Source organism: Xanthomonas sp. WHRI 8932A, from assembly GCF_035012785.1.
In the GTDB taxonomy this organism is placed as follows: domain Bacteria; phylum Pseudomonadota; class Gammaproteobacteria; order Xanthomonadales; family Xanthomonadaceae; genus Xanthomonas.
In genome coordinates this window covers 151,496-171,537 of the sequence record NZ_JAYGQQ010000003.1, presented here as the reverse complement: position 1 = coordinate 171,537, position 20,042 = coordinate 151,496, and the positions used below count along the sequence as shown (strand labels likewise).

General features: G+C 64.3%; 15 protein-coding genes. 9 read left to right on the top strand and 6 right to left on the bottom strand.

Going from position 1 to position 20,042, the window contains the following annotated elements; all coding sequences use genetic code 11:
* Positions 1 to 888 precede the first annotated feature (888 nt).
* The 3 genes from VC212_RS05900 to VC212_RS05890 are packed head-to-tail and all read left to right on the top strand — an operon-like array spanning position 889 to position 2,904.
* Entirely contained in the window at positions 889 to 1,959 is a 1,071-nt protein-coding gene (locus VC212_RS05900; protein ID WP_323514712.1) for an aldo/keto reductase, read from the top strand.
* Positions 1,960 to 1,975: 16 nt separating this feature from the next.
* Positions 1,976 to 2,521: a nuclear transport factor 2 family protein gene (locus tag VC212_RS05895; RefSeq protein ID WP_323514713.1), complete on the top strand. Its 546-nt coding sequence runs from the start codon at positions 1,976 to 1,978 to the stop codon at positions 2,519 to 2,521.
* Positions 2,522 to 2,532: 11 nt separating this feature from the next.
* Positions 2,533 to 2,904 carry an Atu4866 domain-containing protein gene (locus VC212_RS05890; RefSeq protein ID WP_323514824.1) on the top strand — a complete coding sequence of 124 codons (372 nt, stop codon included), beginning with the start codon at positions 2,533 to 2,535 and terminating at the stop codon, positions 2,902 to 2,904.
* A 235-nt stretch (positions 2,905 to 3,139) separates the two neighbouring features.
* Here VC212_RS05890 and VC212_RS05885 read toward each other — a convergent pair whose 3' ends face one another.
* The 4 genes from VC212_RS05885 to VC212_RS05870 form a co-directional block, all read right to left on the bottom strand.
* Complete coding sequence (locus VC212_RS05885; protein WP_055850273.1) at positions 3,140 to 3,778, bottom strand: response regulator transcription factor; 639 nt, start codon at positions 3,776 to 3,778, stop codon at positions 3,140 to 3,142.
* A gap of 193 nt (positions 3,779 to 3,971) precedes the next feature.
* A complete protein-coding gene (locus VC212_RS05880; RefSeq protein ID WP_055848369.1) occupies positions 3,972 to 5,021 on the bottom strand; it encodes an ABC transporter substrate-binding protein in 1,050 nt (349 codons plus the stop codon).
* On the bottom strand, positions 5,021 to 6,406 hold the full coding sequence (locus tag VC212_RS05875) for a sensor histidine kinase N-terminal domain-containing protein (protein ID WP_323514714.1): 1,386 nt from the start codon (positions 6,404 to 6,406) through the stop codon (positions 5,021 to 5,023). Before VC212_RS05875 ends, VC212_RS05880 begins: the two co-directional genes overlap by 1 nt.
* Entirely contained in the window at positions 6,399 to 7,100 is a 702-nt protein-coding gene (locus VC212_RS05870; protein WP_311238531.1) for a response regulator transcription factor, read from the bottom strand. The genes VC212_RS05875 and VC212_RS05870 overlap by 8 nt, the downstream gene beginning before the upstream one ends.
* Before the next feature lie 255 nt (positions 7,101 to 7,355).
* Between VC212_RS05870 and VC212_RS05865 the strand changes: the two genes are divergently transcribed.
* The 4 genes from VC212_RS05865 to VC212_RS05850 all read left to right on the top strand — a co-directional run bounded on the left by VC212_RS05865 (position 7,356) and on the right by VC212_RS05850 (position 12,447).
* Positions 7,356 to 8,549 carry an OprO/OprP family phosphate-selective porin gene (locus VC212_RS05865; RefSeq protein WP_115554566.1) on the top strand — a complete coding sequence of 398 codons (1,194 nt, stop codon included), beginning with the start codon at positions 7,356 to 7,358 and terminating at the stop codon, positions 8,547 to 8,549.
* Between the two features lie 216 nt (positions 8,550 to 8,765).
* Entirely contained in the window at positions 8,766 to 10,094 is a 1,329-nt protein-coding gene (locus VC212_RS05860; RefSeq protein WP_055848358.1) for a CitMHS family transporter, read from the top strand.
* A 174-nt stretch (positions 10,095 to 10,268) separates the two neighbouring features.
* Entirely contained in the window at positions 10,269 to 11,009 is a 741-nt protein-coding gene (gene phbB / locus VC212_RS05855; RefSeq protein ID WP_055848354.1) for an acetoacetyl-CoA reductase, read from the top strand.
* Between the two features lie 406 nt (positions 11,010 to 11,415).
* Positions 11,416 to 12,447 carry a LacI family DNA-binding transcriptional regulator gene (locus VC212_RS05850; RefSeq protein ID WP_115554568.1) on the top strand — a complete coding sequence of 344 codons (1,032 nt, stop codon included), beginning with the start codon at positions 11,416 to 11,418 and terminating at the stop codon, positions 12,445 to 12,447.
* Positions 12,448 to 12,567: 120 nt separating this feature from the next.
* Here VC212_RS05850 and VC212_RS05845 read toward each other — a convergent pair whose 3' ends face one another.
* Complete coding sequence (locus VC212_RS05845) at positions 12,568 to 13,887, bottom strand: MFS transporter (protein WP_323514715.1); 1,320 nt, start codon at positions 13,885 to 13,887, stop codon at positions 12,568 to 12,570.
* 266 nt (positions 13,888 to 14,153) lie between these two features.
* Here VC212_RS05845 and VC212_RS05840 point away from each other — a divergent pair, with 266 nt between their 5' ends.
* Together VC212_RS05840 and VC212_RS05835 are read left to right on the top strand one after the other, a co-directional pair.
* Positions 14,154 to 16,607: a TonB-dependent receptor gene (locus VC212_RS05840; protein ID WP_323514716.1), complete on the top strand. Its 2,454-nt coding sequence runs from the start codon at positions 14,154 to 14,156 to the stop codon at positions 16,605 to 16,607.
* Between the two features lie 35 nt (positions 16,608 to 16,642).
* Complete coding sequence (locus VC212_RS05835) at positions 16,643 to 18,562, top strand: alpha-amylase family protein (RefSeq protein ID WP_323514717.1); 1,920 nt, start codon at positions 16,643 to 16,645, stop codon at positions 18,560 to 18,562.
* A 765-nt stretch (positions 18,563 to 19,327) separates the two neighbouring features.
* Here the strand turns inward: VC212_RS05835 and VC212_RS05830 are convergent.
* On the bottom strand, positions 19,328 to 20,008 hold the full coding sequence (locus tag VC212_RS05830) for a type 1 glutamine amidotransferase domain-containing protein (protein WP_323514719.1): 681 nt from the start codon (positions 20,006 to 20,008) through the stop codon (positions 19,328 to 19,330).
* Positions 20,009 to 20,042 lie beyond the last annotated feature (34 nt).

Below are 20,042 nucleotides of genomic sequence, written 5' to 3'. Positions count from 1 at the left end.
CACACCGACACTCTCGACTGGCCCTTGCCCGCCCACCGTCGCGGGACCTTACGCGGCATGGATGCCGCGTAAGAGCCTACAGGGACGTACTTGCGGCGTGTCCCGCGATGGTGGGCGGGCAAGGGCCCTGCAGCAAACTCACAGCGTCGAGAGTGCGGCAATGACACCGCACCAGACAGTTTGCTAACTGTTTTATCGAAAGCTATGCACACCGATCAACTCAACTAGCCATTGCCCGCCTACCGTCGCGGGACCTTACGCGGCATCGATGCCGCGTAAGATCCTCCAGGGATGGATTCACGGCGTGTCCCGCGATGGTGGGCGGGCAAGGGCCCTGCAGCAAACTCACAGCGTCGAGAGTTCTGCAATGACACCGCATCAGACAGTTTGTCTAACTATTTTATCGAAAGCTATGCACACCGATCAACTCGACTAGCCCCTGCCCGCCCACAGTCGCGGGACCTTACGCAGCATGGATGCCGCAGAAGAGCCCACATCGACGTACTTGCAGCGTGACACGCGAGGGTGGGCGGGCAAGGGCACTGCGCAGCGAAGTCGCAGATCTTGGCGTCTTGGTCGCTCACTCTCCAACCCAACAAAGGCGCACCGCCTTGTCTCTGATACGCGCACCCACTGCAGGGGCCGTGCGACCGCTGGTGCGTGATCGTTGGCGCCTTGCAATCGACGTGGCAACGACCCGCGCACATCGAACCGAACACTGCAGTGCATGCAAGCCACTGCGGCTGCAGCTGCAGCTGCGTGACGATGCTGCGTTGACGATTCGGACGATCAGGCAAGGATGCCGGATCACCAGGCTCACGCTGACTCACCGGTCGGCGGCACAGTACATCGCATGACGCACGACACCACTGCCGGGAGATACAACGCATGAGTCAGACACTTTCTCTGGACCACTATCGCCTGCTCGGCCGCTCCGGGTTGCGCGTCTCGCCGCTGTCGCTGGGCACCATGACCTTCGGCGAGGAATGGGGCTGGGGCGCGGATGCAGGCGAAGCCAAGCGCATCTTCGATGCCTATGCAGACCGCGGCGGCAACTTCATCGACACCGCGGTCAATTACACCAACGGCGGCTCGGAGCGCATCGTGGGCAGCCTGATCAAGCCGCGTCGCGAGCGCTTTGTGGTGGCGACCAAATTCACCATGGCGCGCGATGCGGACAACATCAATTCTGGCGGCAATCACCGTCTCAATTTGATCCGCTCGGTGGAGACCAGCCTGCGTCAACTCGACACCGATCGCATCGACTTGTTGTATCTGCACGCATGGGACTTCACCACCTCGCCGGACGAAGTGATGCGCGGGCTGGAGCATCTGGTGCAGTCGGGCAAGGTGTTGTACATCGGCATCTGCAACACGCCGGCATGGCGCGTGGCGCAATTGCAGACGCTGGCCGATCTGCGTGGCTGGTCGCCCTTGGTCGCGCTGCAGATCGAATACAGCCTGGTCGAGCGCACCGTCGAACATGAGTTGCTACCGATGGCGCGCGAGCTGGGACTGGGCGTATTGCCGTGGTCGCCATTGGGCGGCGGCATCCTGACCGGCAAGTACAGCCGCGCGGATCTGTCCGACGACAACGCGGCGGATGTGTCCACTAGCCGCAAGGGCGTGATCGCCTCGACCGGGCATCTCACTGCACGCTCGCTGGAGATCGCCGATGTGGTTGGCACGGTGGCCGACGAGTTGGGCGCCTCGCGCTCTCAGGTGGCGCTTGCCTGGACCTTGCGCAATCCGGCGGTGGTCTCGCCGGTGATGGGCGCACGCACGCTGCAACAGGCCGAAGACAACTTCGGCGCGCTGGAGATCGTGTTCAGCGACGACCAGCTGGCGCAGCTGGATCGGGTCAGCGGCCTGTCGCCGATCTTCCCGGAGCGTTTCATCGGCCGGCCGATGGCGCAGCAGCTGATCTACGGCACGCACGCGCTGCAACTGCGCAGCTGACGCGAAGGAGCACAACATGACCAGACCATCCGCCATCGCGGCAACACTGTTCATCGCCGCCAGCGCGTTCACCGCAGCCGGGGCAATCGCTCCGGTGCCCACAGCCGCCGCCAACAGCTGCGCCGGCACATCGCAGCAGATATGCAATACGCAACGCGTCGATGCCGCATTCGCGCGCTGGCAGGCAGGCGGCACCGGATTCTTCGAAGAACTGCTGTCGCCGGACGTGGTGTGGACCATCCACGGCTCCGGCCCGAGCGCCGGCACCTTGCGGGGCCGCGACACATTGATCGACACGGCCGTGCGCCCATTGACCCAGCGCCTGGCGTCGCCGCTGCGCCCACTGCAGCGGCAGCTCTGGGCCGATGGCGAACACGTCATCGTGCAATGGCAAGGCGCCGCCGACCTGCCCAACGGCGGTCGCTATCGCAATCGTTACGTGTGGATCCTGCGCATGCGCGACGGCAAGGCCGTGCAGGTCGATGCGTACCTGGATCTGGCCGCCTACGACGCGGTGCTGCAGCGTGCACCCGCCCAACTGCAACGCAGGACAGACACATGACCAATACACGTATGAGCGCCGCTATTGCCGTTGCACTCGGCGCAGGTGCCGCCGTGCTCTGCAACGCCACACCGCTTGCTGCCACTGCACGCCATGTGGCGGCGACGCCTTCCCCACTCCACAGGGATACGCCCATGCAACAGCATTCCTACGTCGGCATGTGGGTCACCCGCGATGGGCAGATCCGCCAAGCCTTGTTGGCCAACGGTCGGTACGACGAAGCACGCCATGCACGGCAAAGCGCCTACCAGGGCCGTTATGAAGTGACCGGCAACACCATCCATTACTGGGACGACAGCGGATTCACTGCCGACGGCCGCTTTGTCAGCACAGACGAGTTACACCACGGCGGCATGGTGTTCTATCGCCAGCGAGCGGACTGACATGCGTCATGGACGGCACCTCGCATTTCGAGATCGCGGTGCGCCCGGCCGCGTCGATCTTCAGTCCGCGGCCTGCCCTGCTCAACCAAGAACGGCCAACACAATGACTGCGCGGCCGGTGCTCTCTGCGGCAGGCACCACTCACACACTTCGATGATGAGGACGTCGTCCACACTCAACTGACGACTGTTCGCGACGCTTTTGCCGCCTCAAGCCCGTCAGCGATGCCGCGCACTCAGCCCTCGCCTTCCGGCTCCAGCGCCTTGACCAGTACCGCGGCCTGCGTACGGCTGTAGCAGTCGAGCTTTTTCAAGATGGCGGTGACGTGCACCTTGACGGTATTTTCGGCCAGGCCGAGTTCGTGGGCGATCTGCTTGTTGAGCAGGCCATCGGCCAGGCTCAGCAGCACGCGGAACTGTTGCGGGGTGAGCTGGGCGAGTTTGGAGGCCAGCTGCGCGTCGGCCTCCGAACGTTCGGCGGTCATGGGCGGAAACCAGGTGCCGCCATCCAACACGCTGGCCACGGCGGTGCCGATGGATTCGGCCGGCGTGGATTTGGGAATGAAGCCGGCCGCGCCAAACTGCTGCGCACGCCGGATCACCCGCGGATGATCGTTGGAGGAGATCACCACCACCGGGATATCCGGATGCTCGCCGCGCACATGCAACAGCGCGGAGAAGCCGCGCGCGCCCGGCATGGCTAGATCCAGCAGTACCAGCTCGGCCTGCGGGTGCGAACGCAGCATCGCGCTCAGCGTGGCGGCGCTGGAGGCTTCCACGACCTGCGCCTGCGGCAGGGTCTGCTGCAGCACGTGGATCACGGCGGCACGGAACAGCGGGTGGTCGTCGGCGACGAGAATGGTGAGATCGGCCATCTGCCAAGTCTGGCACATGGGCGCGTCGGTGTGCCGCACCTGCGCCTGGCTGGCTGCCCACGGCTGGTGGCTGAGGCCCGCTGACACTGTGCGGAGCAGGCGACCACTGTATCGGCATTGCGCGACCGCCGATGATGCTGGCCGGCAACGACCACACCAGCATGACGCTCTGCGTCACCGCGAATGCCATGCCCTACCGCGGCGGCTGCGTACTCGCACGCCACGCTTCCAGGAACTGGCGGCGTTTGAGCTTGTCCAGATACACCAGCAGGCCGGGGCCGAGCGGAATCGGCCGGAACGGCGGTTGCGCCGATCCGCCACGACCACCGGCGGCCGGCAGGATAGGCATCAGCCGCGCTTCGCGCGAGAGCACCTGCTGCCCGCGTGGCGACAGCAAATAGTCGAGAAACCTGCGCGCTTCCGGAGCGTGCGGTGCGGTCTTGGGAATCACCGCAGTGCGCAGCGCCACCAGCGTGTAGTCCTGCGGCTGCACGATGCCCAGCGGCGCACCGGCATCGATGCGCGCCTGCGCGTAGGAACCGAGCACGTTGTAGGCCAGCAGCAACTCGCCACGACTGACGCGGTCGAGCAAGGTGCCGGTACGCTCTTCCAGCTTGACCTGATTTGCGCCCAACGCGGCCAGCAGCGCGCCGGCAATGCTGCCCACCTGCCCGTCCTGGGTGGCGAACAGATAGCCCACCCCGCTGCGCGCCACATCGTAGGTGCCCACCTTGCCGCGCAACGGCGCATCCGGCGCACGCAACAAGGCCAACAGCTGGCGTCGCGTGCGCGGGACGCGTGATGGGTCGAGTTTGCGCGTGTTGTAGACGATGGCCACCGGCTCGTAGCTGATGCCGAATACCTCGTGCCGCCATTGCGCCCAGGCGGGCAGCGCTTCGGTCTGCGCGGAGCGGTGGGCCAGCGCGTGCCCATCGTTCACCAGCTTGGTCTGCAGATCCATGCTGGCGCTGATCAGCATGTCCGCCATCGGCGCACCGGCACCCGGATGCAGGTAGCGCGCATAGATGTCCCAGGCAATCACATCTTCGTAGATCACCTCGGTGCCCGGATGCAGGCGCTGGTAGTCCTGAATGACCGCGCCGAACACTTCCAGATCGGTGGACCCTTGCACGCGTAGCTGCGCATGCATCGGCCCCTGTGCGGGGAAGCGCCGCACATCGCCCGGCGCTGCCCAGGCCAAACCGTGCACCAGCAGCAACACCATCGCCCACAGCCTGCGCATCACGCGGTTCCTCCGGGGAAATGCAACGAGGCGATCAATCCGCCACCGATGCGATTGGCCAGATCGATACGCCCGCCATGCGCTTCGACCACGCGCTTGACGATGGCAAGCCCCAGGCCCGCGCCGCCCGCAGGGGCATCCGGACCGCGCACGAAACGCTCGAACACGCGCTCGGCTTCGGCGGCCGGAATGCCCGGCCCGTGGTCGGCGATGGTCAGCACGTGCTGATTACCGTCGCTGGTCAAAGCCACCTGCAGCGGCGCGGCGCCACCGTATTTGCAGGCGTTGTCGATCAGATTCTTGAGCGCTTCGCGCAGCAGCAACGCGTCGCCGCGCAGCAGCGCCGGTTGCGGGTCGATGGCCAGTTGCACACGTGGCGCGCCTTCGCTGCGCGGCAGCGCTTCATGCAATGCCTGGTGCAGCACCTCGGCCAGGTCCACCGTGGCAAAGCGCTGCAGGTTGGAGCGATGGATCACGCTGGCATCGCTGAGCAATTGATTGAGCAGGCGGCTCATGTGGCTGGCGTTGCGCTCGATCGCGGCCAGGCTGCGTTGCATGTCGCGCGGGTCATCGTCGTCCATGGCCAGCTGCGCCTGCGCACGCAACGCGGCCAAGGGCGTGCGCATCTGATGCGCGGCCTCGGCCATGAACGCACGCAAGGTCTCGTTGCTGGACGACAGCCGCGCCATGAAGCGATTGAGCGCGGTCACCATCAACTGCATTTCCTGCGGCGCCGGCACGTTGAGCGGCTTCAGATCCGATGGCTCACGTCGCGACAGGTCGCGCTCGATGCGCTGCAACGGCCGCAAGGCGCGGTACACGCCCAGCCACACCAATCCCAACGCCAGCAGCGACAACACACCGATTGCGACCAAGGCATTGAGCACCACATCGCGCGCCACCGCATCGCGCGCGCGCCTAGTCTGTCCCACCTGCACGCGCACCTCGCCCTGCCCCGAGGCCGAGGCAACGCGATGCATGACCACCGCAAAACGCACCGGCTCGCCGCTGTACTGTGCATCGAACAACAACGGGCGCTCATCGCTGGGCGCGCGCGCCGGCAACGGCAACGTGTCTTCGCCGGTGATGGTGCGACCCTGCGCATCGAATACGCGGTAGAACACGCGATCTTCCGGCGCCATGCCAAGCAGATCCAGCGAGGCGTAAGGCAGATCCACCTGCCAGTCGCCACCGACCAGCGCCACGCTATCGATGATGGACAGCGCCGAGGACACCAACAGGTGATCGTAGGACCGGTTGGCCGCACGCTCGCCGTAATCGCGTGCCGCAAAGAACAGCACCACCGCCCCCAGCAGCGACAGGCTGCCCAGATACAGCAGCAAGGTGCGCCGGATCGACGGCGCCACCGTCAGCGGCTCAGCCATCGCTACCCGGCTCCACCGGCGCATGCGGGTCGGCTTCTTCGAGTTTGTAACCGGCACCGCGCACAGTGACGATGTGTAACGGCGCACTGGCCAGCTTGCGGCGCAGACGGCCCACATACAGTTCGATCGCATTGGGCCCGGCATCGTCGTCGAAGCCGAACAGACCGTTGCCGATTTCGTCCTTGCCGACAACCTGACCCAGCCGCCCGATCAGGATTTCCAGCAGGCGGTATTCGCGGTTGGGCAATTCGATCGGTGCACCGTCGAGCATCACCGTGTGCGCAGCGTTGTCGAACACGAATCCGCCGATCTGCACCACCTCGCTGGCCTGCCCGCGATTGCGGCGCAGCAACACACGGCAGCGCGCTTCGAATTCGCGGAAATCGAACGGCTTGCCCAGGTAATCGTCCGCGCCCACGTCCAGCGCCTGCACGCGGTCTTCGATGCCGTCGCGCGCGGTGAGCATCAGCACCGGCGTGGTATCGCCACGCTCGCGCATCCCGGCCAGCACGCGCAACCCATCGAGCTTGGGCAGCCCGATATCCAGCACCACCAGATCGAAGCTCTGATAGCGCAGCACGCTGGCCGCCGCCAACCCGTCGGCCTGCCAATCCACCGCATGCCCGCTACGGCGCATGCGCCGCACGATGGCATCGGCGAGATCGGCATTGTCTTCGACTAGCAGCAGGCGCATTGGGCGGGGATTAGGGAGTGGGGATTGGGGATTCGTAACGGCGGTTGGCCGCCGCCGGAAGGTAACAGGCCACGAAAGCAAAAGCTTGCCGCGTTTGCGCTCTAGCTCTTGCGAATCCCCAATCCCCACTCCCCAATCCCCGCCCCAAACGACAGGTCCATGACAGCTTTGCGGGACTAGGCTGCAGCCAACGCGCCACGGCAGTCGTCGTGGTGCATCGCTGAACGTGATTCACACATGTGCCTGGGAGGGTCTGTGATCAACGACACTTTGCGTCTGCGCGCCTTCACCGCCTGCGCGGCGATCTGCCTGGCACCGGCGGCGCACGCGGCCGATGACGCGGGCCCGGTCACTGCCGAGGTAGGCGGGCGCGTGCACTGGGATTTCACCGTATTCGACAACGACGAACGCGGCACGCCCGAGCGCAACGACACCCAGTTCCGCCGCGTGTGGCTGGATGTGGCAGGCAAGTTCTATGGCTTCAATTACAAGGCCGAGGCGGAATTTGCCGGCCTGCAGTACGAATCCGGCAGCCGCGGCATCCTGGCGCGCGATGTCTATATCGCCAAGAAGTTTTCTGCCGGCACGCTGACCGTGGGCCAGTTCAAGCAGTACTTTTCGCTGGATGATCGCACCGGCTCCAACTATGGCCCGTTTCTGGAACGCGGCTATGCCTCCACCACGCTGGCGCCGATCTATCGCAAGGCTATTTCCTGGCAAGCCAATCGCCCCGATGCCACTTGGTCCACGGCGCTCTACAGCCTGGAAAGCATCGACAACTCGTCCACCAAGGGCGGTGCGCTGGGGACACGTCTGACCTTTGCGCCGGAGATGGGCGAAGCGCGTCTGCGCCACCTCGGCATTTCACTGGCGCATGAGCGCTATTCGCATCCGGGCAGCGATGGTGCGGCATCCCTGTTGATCCGCCCGCGCCCTGAAAACGATCTGGCCAACAATAGCCGCATCACCTTGGCGCGGTTTGCCGATGGCCGCGATACCGACTTCGACAAGTGGTCGCTGGAATATGCCGAAGTGCTGGGCCCTTGGTCGTGGCAGAGCGAATTCAGCGGCGGCCTGCTCGACGATGGCAGCCAGCATGCCAAGGTGTTGGCAAGCTATGGCCTGGTCAGCTGGTTCGTTACCGGCGAATCGCGCGGATACGATCGCAAGACCGGCCGCTTCAGCCGCATCAAGACGCCCAATCGCCCCAGCGGCGCGTTCGAGCTGGCATTGCGCTACGACTACATGCGCGGCGACCAAAATCTGGATGGCCAGCCCAACTTCATCGATGCCAGCACGCAGTCGTGGACGCTGGGCGGCAACTGGTATTTCAAGCCCAACCTGCGCGTGATGCTCAACGTGATCGACAGCCGCAACCGCGACCGCACGATGAATGCGGTGGTCGATCACACGCTGGCGGTGACCGGCCGGTTTCAGTACGACTTCTGATGCGCTGCTTCGACGCGCCAGGTTTTCAAGGTGTTTTGGCACGCGTCGCAACGATGCAGCGCGAGCGCCTTACACGTGCAACGGCGTTCACCTTTGCTGTTCTGGCAGTCGCGCAATGACTCGCGCTCCTAGGTTTTCGCATCACCACCGCAGCGCGCCTTGCGCAGCGGTGCGCTCCACCCTCTCCCTGCTGCACGCCCCAAAGGATTTGCCCGCATGCTGACCGCGCTCGGTTTCGGAATGGTGATCACCTTCATGTACCTGATCATGAGCAAGCGGCTGTCGCCGCTGGTGGCTCTGATCACGGTGCCGATTGTGTTCGCACTGCTGGGCGGCTTCGGCACCGGCATCAACGACATGATGCTCGAGGGCATCAAGAAGATCGCGCCCACCGGCGTGATGCTGATGTTCGCCATCCTCTACTTCGGGGTGATGATCGATGCCGGGCTGTTCGATCCACTGGTCGGGCGCATCCTGCGGCTGGTCAAGGGCGACCCGCTGAAGATCGTGATGGGCACCGCGATCCTGGCGATGCTGATCTCGCTCGATGGCGACGGCTCCACCACCTACATGATCACCGTGTCGGCGATGCTGCCGCTGTACCAGCGCCTGGGCATGAATGCGCTCAATCTCACTTGCGTCACCATCTTGGCCAGCGGCGTGATGAATCTCACACCGTGGGGCGGCCCGACCGCACGCGCCGCTACTGCCCTGCACGTGGATGCGGCCGATGTGTTCGTGCCGCTGGTGCCGGCGATGTTGCTGGCGATTGCCGGCATCATCGCGCTGGCCTGGTATCTGGGCATGCGCGAGCGCCGCCGCCTGGGCGTGGTGCGCCTGCCGGCCGATGGCAGTTGGCTGGACACCAGCATCCCCGAAGACAACGACGCCTTGCCGCGCGTGGAAGACACCGAGGACATGAAGCGTCCCAAGCTGCTGTGGGTCAATCTGATCCTGACCCTGGCGCTGATGGCCGCACTGGTGGTGGGCATCCTGCCGATGCCGGTGCTGTTCATGATCGGCTTCGCGCTGGCACTGATGATCAACTACCCCAACCTGGCCGAGCAACGCCGCCGGCTGGTCAATCACGCCGGCAATGTGCTGTCGGTGGTGTCGCTGATTTTTGCCGCCGGCATCTTCACCGGCATCCTGTCCAACACCGGCATGGTGGAGGCGATGTCGCGCAGTTTTCTGGCAGTGATCCCGGATAGCTGGGGCCCGTATCTGGCGGTGATCACGGCGATCGTCAGCATGCCGTTTACGTTCTTCATGTCCAACGACGCGTTCTACTTCGGCGTGTTGCCGATCCTGTCCGAAGCGGCCGGCCACTACGGCATCACCCCGGTGGAAATGGCCCGCGCCTCGCTCGCCGGGCAACCGGTGCATCTGCTCAGCCCGTTGGTGCCATCGACCTATCTGCTGGTCGGCCTGGCCAAGGTCGACTTTGCCGACCATCAACGCTTCACGCTCAAGTGGGCGGTGCTGATTTCGATGCTGATGCTTGGCGGCGGGTTGTTGTTTGGTCTGTTTCCGTTGGCGCGCTGATCGCCGCCGGGAATGGGGAATCGGGAGTGGGGAATCGTAATGGCGGCGCTGTGCTGTCGTTTCGACTCCTGACTTCCACATGGAGAACGCAGGCCGCAAAGGCGGCTCCTGCTCTACCAATTCCCCACTCCCGATTCCCGATTCCCCATTCCCAACTCCAAAGGAGTTACACCAATGACGCTTCGCATCGCATACGTCACCAGCGGCATGGGCAGTGTCGGCACCGCGATCTGCCAGAAGCTGGCGCGCAGCGGGCATACCGTGGTTGCCGGTTGCGGGCCCAATTCGCCGCGTAAATCGGCCTGGTTGCGCGAGCAGCGCGAGCAGGGCTTCGACTTCGTCGCTTCCGAAGGCAATGCCGCCGATTGGGATTCCACGGTTGCCGCCTTCGCCAAGGTCAAGGCCGAAGTCGGCGAGATCGATGTCCTGGTCAACAACGCCGGCGGTAGCCGCGACACCTTGTTCCGGCAGATGACGCGCGACGACTGGAATGCGGTGATCGCCAGCAATCTGCATTCGCTGTTCAACATCTCCAAGCAGGTGGTGGATGGCATGACGTCGCGTGGTTGGGGACGCATCGTCAACATCGGCTCGGTCAGTGCGCACAAGGGTCAGATCGGGCAAATCAACTTCGCCACCGCCAAGGCCGCGATGCATGGCTTCAGCCGTGCGCTGGCGCAGGAAGTCGCTTCGCGCGGGGTCACCGTCAACACCATCTCGCCCGGCTATATCGCCAGTGCATCGATCAGCAGTTTTCCGCCGGACGTGCTCGACCGCCTGGCCACCTCGGTGCCGATGCGTCGGCTGGGCAAGCCGGCTGAAGTCGCTGGCCTGTGCGCGTGGCTGGCTTCCGACGATGCCGCTTATGTGACCGGTGCCGACTACGCGGTCAACGGCGGCCTCTACATGGGCTGACACGGACCGTGGGCCGCAGCGGTTGTCGGAGTGCACCCCGGCACGCCAGCCGCGATCACGCAACGCGACCAACAAAACGACTCCGCGACCGGCAAACAGGAGCAGTCGATGTTCGGCATCGGCAGGTCTGAGGCGTCACACTCCGGTTGCTGTGTACCGCCCACACCTGCTTGGCAGCCGCTCGCTCCGTGTTGTTGTCGGTTCTTGGCCCCGCACGTGCGGATGCACAATGACGCGCTGCCCAGCCCCAGCACCCTGCCGGCACGCGACACCCAACCGCGATCACAAAGCTAGGACCCGTGTGCGCGATGGCGTTGCGCCGTTGCGCACAAGCGGCCGCCACTACGCGAACAACCCGCCTCTAGTGCGAACTGATTACACTCTGGCTTTTCCGCAGTGCGCTGCCATGGCCAAACCCTCAGAACGCACCTCGCAGAATGCACGCCCGCAGATGGCCGACATCGCACGCATGGCGGGCGTGTCCGAGTCCACCGTGTCACGTGCCCTTGCCGGTAGCCCGGTGGTGGCAGAGCGCACCCGCGCCTACATCAAGCAGATTGCCGCCGATGCTGGTTATCAGGTCGACCCGGTCGCACGCAGCTTGCGCGCCAAACGCTCCAACACGGTGAGCGTTGCGGTGCCGATGATGCACGCACTGGATCAACCGCTATCCGATCCGTTTCTGATGACCATGCTGGCGTTGCTGGCCGAAGAACTCACCGGGCGCGGCTACAGCATGCTGCTGTCCAAGCTGGACCGGCACCAGGATGGTTGGGTGGAACAGCTTGCGCGCGGCAGCCGCTCCGATGGCGTGATCGTGCTCGGGCAGAGTTCCGAACATGCCGCGCTGGACGAAGCCGCGCGCGATGGCCTGCCGATGGCCGTGTGGGGCAGCCGCATCGATGGGCAGGCCTACATCAGCGTGGGCAGCGACAATTTTCAGGGCGGCGCGCTCGCCACCGAACACCTGATCGCCAGCGGCCGCAAGCGCATCGCATTTCTGGGCGACGACCAGTTGCCCGAAGTGGCGCCGCGTTTTGCCGGTTACCGTCACGCATTGGAGCAGCACGGGCTGGAATTCGACACCCGCCTGCATGCGCGCAGCCATTTCGTCAGCGAGGATGCTTACCGCCTCACCCGCGCCATGCTCAAGAAGACCGACCCGCCGGATGGGCTGTTTGCGGCCTCCGACGTGATCGCCGTGGGCGCCATTCGCGCCCTGGTCGAAGCCGGCCATCGCGTTCCGCAGGACATCTCGCTGGTGGGTTTCGACGATATTCCGCTGGCCGCCTACAGCCAGCCACCGCTGACCACCGTGCGGCAGGATCTCGGTCTGGCCGCGCGCCTGCTGGTGGACCGGCTGCTGGCGCTGATCGCAGGCGAGGCGGTGCAATCGGTTGAAATGCCGGTGAAACTGGTGGTGCGCGAGTCGGCGTGAGGCTGGGAATCGGGAATCGGGAATCGGGAATCGGGAATCGTAAGAGCGTGCGCGCTGTGCGGCGGCGGCCGCGCGATAATACTTGCTACTGTGGCCGGCACAACAACGCAAACGCAGCAGTTACACCGCTACAGTCTTGGGCTTGCGAATTCGCACGCATAGCATCGCCACCGCTGCGGCAAGCATCAACGCACCGGCCAGACGGATCACGTTGCGCGGGTCGCCGTGCAGCAACCGCTCGTAATACAGCGGCAGGGTGACGATCTGGATCAGCATCGGCAGCACGATAAACAGGTTGAACAAGCCCATGTACACGCCGGTGCGCTCGGGCGGAATGCTGTCGGCGAGCATCAGATACGGATTCCCCATCATGCTGGCCCAGGCCAGCCCGATGCCGATCATCGGCAACAACAACAACCAACGGTTCTCGATGCCCGGCAACACCCACATACCGACGCCGGCCGCCAACAGACAGGCTGCGTGCGTGTACTTGGGGCCGAAACGGCGCACCACGGGGACCATCGCAAAGGCCGCCAGAAACGCGATGAAATTGTAGAACCCACCGATCTGCCCATTGACCAGACCAGCCTCGCGAAACCCATGCGAGGTGGCGTCGGTGGTGCCGAACAAGGTGGTCGACAGCGACAGCACGATGTACTGCCAGTAACAGAAAATCCCATACCACTGGAACAACATCACCGGCGCCAGCTGGCGCATGGTCGGCGGCATCGCGCGCAGGGCGCTGACGATTTCGCGCACGGTCGCGCCCAGGCCGGCACCGGTCTGACGCATGCGCGCAATCTCGGCCGGCGCAATCACAGGCTCGCGCACGCTGCGCGCGGTGATCAGGATGGACGCGGCGGAAAACCCCGCACCGATCACGAACGCAGCAATGGTGATGTACGGAATATGGTGCGCGTTGGCGGCATCCTGATTCATGCCGAACCACACCAGCAACGGCGGAGTGAGATAGGCCAGCGTCTGTGCCAGGCCGGTGAACGCGCTCTGCGTGAGATACCCAAGTGGCCGCTGCGGTGGCGCGAGCACGTCGCTGACCAACGCACGGTAGGGCTCCATCGCCACGTTGTTGGCAGCATCCAGCACCCACAGCAGGCACACCGCCATCCACAACGCGGTACTGAACGGCATCGCCAGCAGGCACAGGCTGCACACCAGCGCGCCCAGCACCATGTATGGCATGCGGCGGCCCCAGCGCGTCACCGAGCGATCGCTCCAGGCGCCGACGAACGGCTGCAGCACCAACCCGGTGATCGGCCCGGCCAGCCACAGGTACGGCAGGCTGGCGTGGTCGGCGCCCAGGTAGTTGTAGATCGGGCTCATGTTGCTCTGCTGCAACCCGAAGCTGTACTGCACACCGAAGAAACCGGCGTTGAGCGCCAGGATGCGCGCGAAAGAAAGCGGAGGAGCGGTCGACGACATGCAAGGCCCTGGGCATCGGTGCGGCTCCCAGTGGCCGCAGCGCACTGTACCCTGCGGCTTATGCAATCGATTGTAACGCTGCGCCGCAACACGCAGTCTTTAAGGAAATTGAGACTAGCGAATCCAGATCAAATGCTGCAACGCAAGATTGCAATCGATTGTATTCGAGCGTATTACTGCGCTCGCGCTGCAGGCCGCACGGCCATTCCCTGGGAGGGGACGATGCAGGCGTCGGCATACCACCACCTGTGAGAGAGAGAATCGCGATGTCCACCTTGCACACCCTGCGCCTGCATGCCCTGGCCTGCGCGGTCGTTTCCTGCCTGTGCGCGCCCGCCGCGCTGGCTCAGGACGCCGCTGCCGCGCCCGCCACTCCGCCGGCTGCCGACAGCGCCGCGGTCAATCTGGATTCGGTGTTCGTCACCGGCACCTCCACCGCCACCACCAAGTTGAAGTCCAGCGTGTCGGTCAGCACCGTCGGCGCCGAGGCGATCGAACAATCGGCGCCGCGCAGCACCGCTGAAATCTTCCGCAACATTCCCGGCATCCGCTCCGAGTCCAGCGGTGGCGAAGGCAACGCCAACATCGCCGTGCGCGGCCTGCCGGTGGCCTCCGGTGGCGCCAAGTTCCTGCAGCTGCAGGAAGACGGCTTGCCGGTGATGGAGTTCGGCGATATCGCCTTCGGCAACGCCGATATCTTCCTGCGCTCGGATTTCACGATGGATCGCATCGAAGCGATCCGCGGCGGCTCGGCGTCGACGTTCACCAGCAATGCGCCCGGCGGCATCATCAACTTCATCAGCAAGACCGGCGACACCGAAGGCGGCAGCATCGGCGTCAGTCGCGGTCTGGACTACGACAACACCCGCATCGACTTCAATTACGGCGCGCCGTTCGCCGAGCATTGGCAGTTCAACATCGGCGGTTTCTTCCGCCAGGGCGACGGCGTGCGCGATGCCGGCTACACCACCGACAAGGGCGGCCAACTCAAGGCCAACCTCACCCGTCTGTTCGAGAACGGCTACGTGCGTGTGTACGGCAAATACCTCAACGACCGCGCCGCTGGCTACCTGCCGGTGCCTACCTCGGTGCGTGGCCGCGACGGCTCGCCGGACCTGGGCGGCTTCCCCGGTTTCGATCCTGGCAACGACACCTTGTACAGCCGTAATTTCCGCACCGATTTCGGCCTGGATGGCAATAATCAGCCGCGCCGCACCGATCTGGGCGATGGCATGCACCCGATCTCGCGCACCATCGGCGCCGAAGCCTGGTTCGACCTGGGCAATGGCTGGAACCTGAGCGACAAGTTCCGCATCGCCGACAACAGTGGCCGCTTCGTCAGCCCGTTCCCGGCCGAAGTCACCGACGCCACCTCGCTGGCATCGTCCATCGGTGGCGCCGGCGCGCAGCTGGTGGAGGCCGGTGGCCCGAATGCCGGCCAGGCCTACACCGGCAATGCCATCCGCACGCATCTGTTCAACGTCGCCATCAACGATCTGGGCAACGTCACCAACGACCTCAGCCTCTCGCGCGAGTTCGATGGCGACGGCCGCACGCTGAATCTGCGCATGGGCTATTACAGCTCGCGCCAGACCATCGACATGGACTGGACCTGGAACTCCTACGTGCAGAGCCTGGGTCGCGACTCGCGTCTGCTCAACGTGGTCGACGCAGCAGGCGTGTCGCGCTCGCAGAACGGCCTGTATGCCTACGGCACGCCGTTCTGGGGCGATTGCTGCATCACCCGCAGCTACGACGTGCGTTACGACGTCAACGCGCCGTATGTCGCGCTCACCTTCGACAGCGGCAAGTTCAGCATCGACGGCAGCCTGCGTTACGACATGGGCGATGCGCGTGGCAACTACAGCGGCACTGCGATTGCGCAAAACCTGGACGTCAACGGCGACGGCGTGATCCAGCCGGTGGAACAGCGCGTGGCCACCGTGGACACCGCCAACGCACGCCCGGTGGACTACGACTGGAACTACCTGTCGTATTCGTTGGGCAGCAATTACCTGATCAGCGACGACCTTGGCGCATTCGCCCGCATCAGCCGCGGCGCACGCGCCAATGCCGATCGCCTGTTGTTCGGCGTGGTGCGCGACGACGGCTCGGTGTCGTCCGATGAAGGCGTCAACGTGGTGCGGCAGGCCGAAGCCGGCCTGAAGTGGCGTCGCGACGGGCTGAGCCTGTTCGCCACCGCCTTCTCTGCACGCACCCAGGAACAGAACTTCGAAGTCACCAGCCAGCGCTTCTTCAACCGCAGCTACCAAGCGCACGGCGTGGAGCTGGAAGCCAGCTACCGCTACGAGGGCTTCACCGTCAACGGCGGCCTGACCTGGACTGATGCAGAAATTTCCCGCGACCAGATCACCCCGGAAAATACTGGCAATGTGCCGCGTCGCCAAGCCGACGTGATCTGGCAGCTCACCCCGAGCTATCGCGGCGACGGCTACCAGTTCGGCGTGAATCTGATCGGCACCACCGACGCCTATACGCAGGATTCCAACCAGCTGAAGATGCCCGGCTATACGCAGGTCAACCTGTTCGGCGACTACCGCGTGACCGATTCGCTCACCGTCGCGCTCAACGTCAACAACCTGTTCAACACCTTTGGTCTGACCGAAGCCGAAGAAGCCACGATTCCGGCCAACGGCATCATCCGCGCGCGCTCGATTGCCGGCCGCACCACCAGCATCAGCCTGCGTTACGACTTCTAAGGACCCCGCGCCGGGCCCAGGCCCGGCGGCTTCCAATGAGCACCTCCCCCATCGATTCCACCGCATCACGCGCGGCCTTTGCCGCGCCGCTGGATGCACGGCGCGCCGAGCCGTTGTTGGCACGCTTTGACGAACATGCACCACGTCTGCTGGATGCACTGCAGTCGCTGTATGGGCAACGCCCCGATTACGCAGCGTGGTTGACGCAGTGGTTGAGCGCGCTCGGCAGCAGCGCGCAACAACGCCCGCAGGCATTGCAACAGCTAGACGCCACCCGCAAGCCGGGCTGGTTCGGCGCACAGCACATGCTGGGCTACAGTGCCTACGTGGACCGCTTCGCCGGCACCTTGCAGGGCGTGGCCGAGCGCGTGCCGTACCTGCAGGAACTGGGCGTGCGCTATCTGCATCTGCTGCCGTTTCTGCGCGCACGCGCCGGCGACAACGACGGCGGCTTTGCGGTCAGCGACTACGGCCAGGTGGAGCCGAGCCTGGGCAGCAACGACGACCTGGTTGCGCTCACCACGCGGCTGCGCGCATCGGGCATCAGCCTGTGTGCGGATTTCGTGCTCAACCATACCGCCGACGATCACGCCTGGGCACAAGCCGCACGCGCGGGCGATGCACGCTATCTCGATTACTACCATCACTTCGCCGACCGCAGCCTGCCCGATCAGTACGAAACAACGCTGGCGCAGGTGTTTCCGCATACCGCACCGGGCAACTTCACCTGGGTGGACGACACCGCACAATGGATGTGGACCACGTTCTATCCCTACCAATGGGATTTGAACTGGAGCAACCCGGCCGTGTTCGGCGACATGGCGCTGGCAATGCTGCAGCTGGCCAACCTCGGAGTGGAAGCGTTCCGCCTGGATTCCACCGCCTATCTGTGGAAGCGCACCGGCACCGACTGCATGAACCAGCCCGAGGCGCATACCTTGCTGGTGGCGCTGCGTGCGGTCGCCGACATCGTTGCGCCGTCGGTGGCGATGAAGGCCGAAGCCATCGTGCCGATGAGTCAACTGCCGCCCTACTTCGGCAGCGGCGCCGATCAAGGCCACGAATGCCACCTGGCCTACCACAGCACGCTGATGGCAGCCGGGTGGTCGGCACTGGCGCTGCAACGAGGCGATATTTTGCATCAGGTCATTGCACACAGCCCTCCGCTGCCGTCCAACTGCGCTTGGCTAAGCTATGTACGTTGCCACGACGACATCGGCTGGAATGTGCTGCAGCACGAAGCCGCGGGCAATGCCACGCAACCGGCGTTTTCGCTGCGCGATGTCGCGCGCTTCTACGCCAATGCGCTACCGGGCAGCTACGCGCGTGGCGAAAGCTTCCAGAGCAGCGGTGATGGTGTGCACGGCACCAACGGCATGGCGGCGGCACTCGCCGGTATCCAGGCGGCGCACGATGCGGGTGATGCGGCAGCTTTGGCCATGGCAGTGGACCGGCTGGTGCTGCTCTACGCGGTTGCCCTGGCGATGCCGGGTGTTCCGCTGATCTACATGGGCGACGAACTCGCCTTGCCCAACGACATCAGCTACCGCATGGATACGCAGCGCCAGCACGAAGGCCGCTGGTTGCATCGTCCGGCAATGGACTGGCAACGTGCCGCGCAGCGCCACGACAACAGCAGCGTGAGCGGGCAGGTCTATCAGCGGTTGCACGCATTAATCCAGCAACGCACGGCACTAGCGGCACTTGCTGCGGATCAACCGTTGGGCAGTGTGGCGTTGGATAACGTCCACCTGTTTGCGCTGACGCGTGGCGACAGCTTTGTCGCCGTCCACAACTTTAGCGATCAACTACTCGATGTGGCGTTTGCCGGCAAGCTGAGTGGCCGGTGGCAGGTGTTGGCCGACAAGCACGATGCAGTTGCAGAACCGCTAGGCGATGATCTGCGTCTTGCGCTGCCTGGGTATGCGGTGCGCTGGTTGCAACGTATCGACTGAGCGATGCGGGTGCGGGGTGCTGGTCGATGACCTGCGCTCTGCACTGCCTGCAATACGGGGCCTAGTTGAAGCATGTTGCTTGAGTGTCGCACTTGCGGTTCTTGGTCGATGACCTGCGCCTAGCGCTGCCTGCAGTACGGGCGCTGGTTGGTACGTTTTGCTTGAGAAGGCACTTGCTGGTCTTGGTCGATGACCTCCGCCGTGCACTGCCTGCAGTACGGGAGCTGGTTGGCGCGTTTTGTTTGAACGATGCGGGTGCGGGGTCTTGGCGATGCGTCAACCGTACCCTCACCCCAACCCCTCTCCCGACGGGAGAGGGGCTAGCGTTACTGCATTGGTACCACGCGTGCTTACGTCACCGCGTCGGCGCGTCTTACAGCCACTGCGCCGGAATGTCTTGAGCCACTGCGCTGGAATGTCTTGCGCGGGAATGGCTAGGCCTCCCAGTACTCGGCAGCACCCATGCAGAGGTGCCGATCCGCTATCACGCGTGCGATAGCGTTATTCACTCAGCCGAGCTTGAGTTTGCAGCAGCGACACGCATCCGCGAAAGCTGCTGCACAAACCACGCACACCACCAATACAGCGCTTCGACAGCGCTTCGACAACGCTTCGACAGCAAAGAGCAGCCAACAAAGCTAGCGCGTAGTCGCCAGGCAGACGCGGACGATGCTCGGAATCGACATGCACCACTCGTGCACGTCGGTTCCCACGCACACCTTCCACGCTTGACAGCTAGGCGCTACGCTTCTTGGCCGCTCTCACTCAAGCCTTCAACAGCGTCAGCAAGGTCTCTGCGGTCTTTTCAGACGACGCCGGGTTCTGGCCGGTCACCAGGGTGCCGTCGGCAATCACATGTACTGCCCAATCGGCCTTCTTTTCGTACTTTCCACCGAGTTCGGTCAGCACGTCTTCCACCAGAAACGGCACGATCTTGGTCAGACCGACGGCCTCTTCTTCGCCATTGGTGAAACCGGTGACGCGGCGACCGTTGACCAGCGGTTTGCCATCGCTGCCCTTGACGTGACGCAGTGCGCCCGGCGCATGGCAGACCAGGCCGTGCGGCTTGTCGGCGGCGGCGAAGGCTTCGATCAGCGCGATCGACTGTTTGTCTTCGGCCAGATCCCACAGCGGGCCGTGGCCGCCCGGATAGAACAGCGCATCGAAATCGTCGGCTTTGACGTCAGCAAGACGATGCGTGGTGGCCAGCACCTTCTGCGCATCACTATCCTGCTTGAAGCGCTTGGTGGCCTCGGTCTGCGCATCGGGCTCGTCGCTCTTCGGGTCCAGCGGCGGCTGGCCGCCCTTCGGCGAGACCACGGTGATGTCGGCGCCAGCGTCCTTGAAAACGTAGTACGGCGCGGCGAATTCTTCCAGCCAGAAGCCGGTCTTCTTGCCGGTATCGCCCAGCTGGTCGTGGGACGTGAGCACCATCAAGATTTTCATCGCATTGCCTCGTGTTATGGCCCAGAACGGGCGA

What these genes read in the sequence shown, in the direction of transcription:
- VC212_RS05900 (WP_323514712.1), top strand. Translation starts at nt 889, where the DNA reads ATGAGTCAGACACTTTCTCTGGACCACTATCGCCTGCTCGGCCGCTCC.
- VC212_RS05895 (WP_323514713.1), top strand. Translation starts at nt 1,976, where the DNA reads ATGACCAGACCATCCGCCATCGCGGCAACACTGTTCATCGCCGCCAGC.
- VC212_RS05890 (WP_323514824.1), top strand. Translation starts at nt 2,533, where the DNA reads ATGAGCGCCGCTATTGCCGTTGCACTCGGCGCAGGTGCCGCCGTGCTC.
- VC212_RS05885 (WP_055850273.1), bottom strand. Translation starts at nt 3,778, where the DNA reads ATGGCCGATCTCACCATTCTCGTCGCCGACGACCACCCGCTGTTCCGT.
- VC212_RS05880 (WP_055848369.1), bottom strand. Translation starts at nt 5,021, where the DNA reads ATGCGCAGGCTGTGGGCGATGGTGTTGCTGCTGGTGCACGGTTTGGCC.
- VC212_RS05875 (WP_323514714.1), bottom strand. Translation starts at nt 6,406, where the DNA reads ATGGCTGAGCCGCTGACGGTGGCGCCGTCGATCCGGCGCACCTTGCTG.
- VC212_RS05870 (WP_311238531.1), bottom strand. Translation starts at nt 7,100, where the DNA reads ATGCGCCTGCTGCTAGTCGAAGACAATGCCGATCTCGCCGATGCCATC.
- VC212_RS05860 (WP_055848358.1), top strand. Translation starts at nt 8,766, where the DNA reads ATGCTGACCGCGCTCGGTTTCGGAATGGTGATCACCTTCATGTACCTG.
- phbB (WP_055848354.1), top strand. Translation starts at nt 10,269, where the DNA reads ATGACGCTTCGCATCGCATACGTCACCAGCGGCATGGGCAGTGTCGGC.
- VC212_RS05850 (WP_115554568.1), top strand. Translation starts at nt 11,416, where the DNA reads ATGGCCAAACCCTCAGAACGCACCTCGCAGAATGCACGCCCGCAGATG.
- VC212_RS05845 (WP_323514715.1), bottom strand. Translation starts at nt 13,887, where the DNA reads ATGTCGTCGACCGCTCCTCCGCTTTCTTTCGCGCGCATCCTGGCGCTC.
- VC212_RS05840 (WP_323514716.1), top strand. Translation starts at nt 14,154, where the DNA reads ATGTCCACCTTGCACACCCTGCGCCTGCATGCCCTGGCCTGCGCGGTC.
- VC212_RS05835 (WP_323514717.1), top strand. Translation starts at nt 16,643, where the DNA reads ATGAGCACCTCCCCCATCGATTCCACCGCATCACGCGCGGCCTTTGCC.
- VC212_RS05830 (WP_323514719.1), bottom strand. Translation starts at nt 20,008, where the DNA reads ATGAAAATCTTGATGGTGCTCACGTCCCACGACCAGCTGGGCGATACC.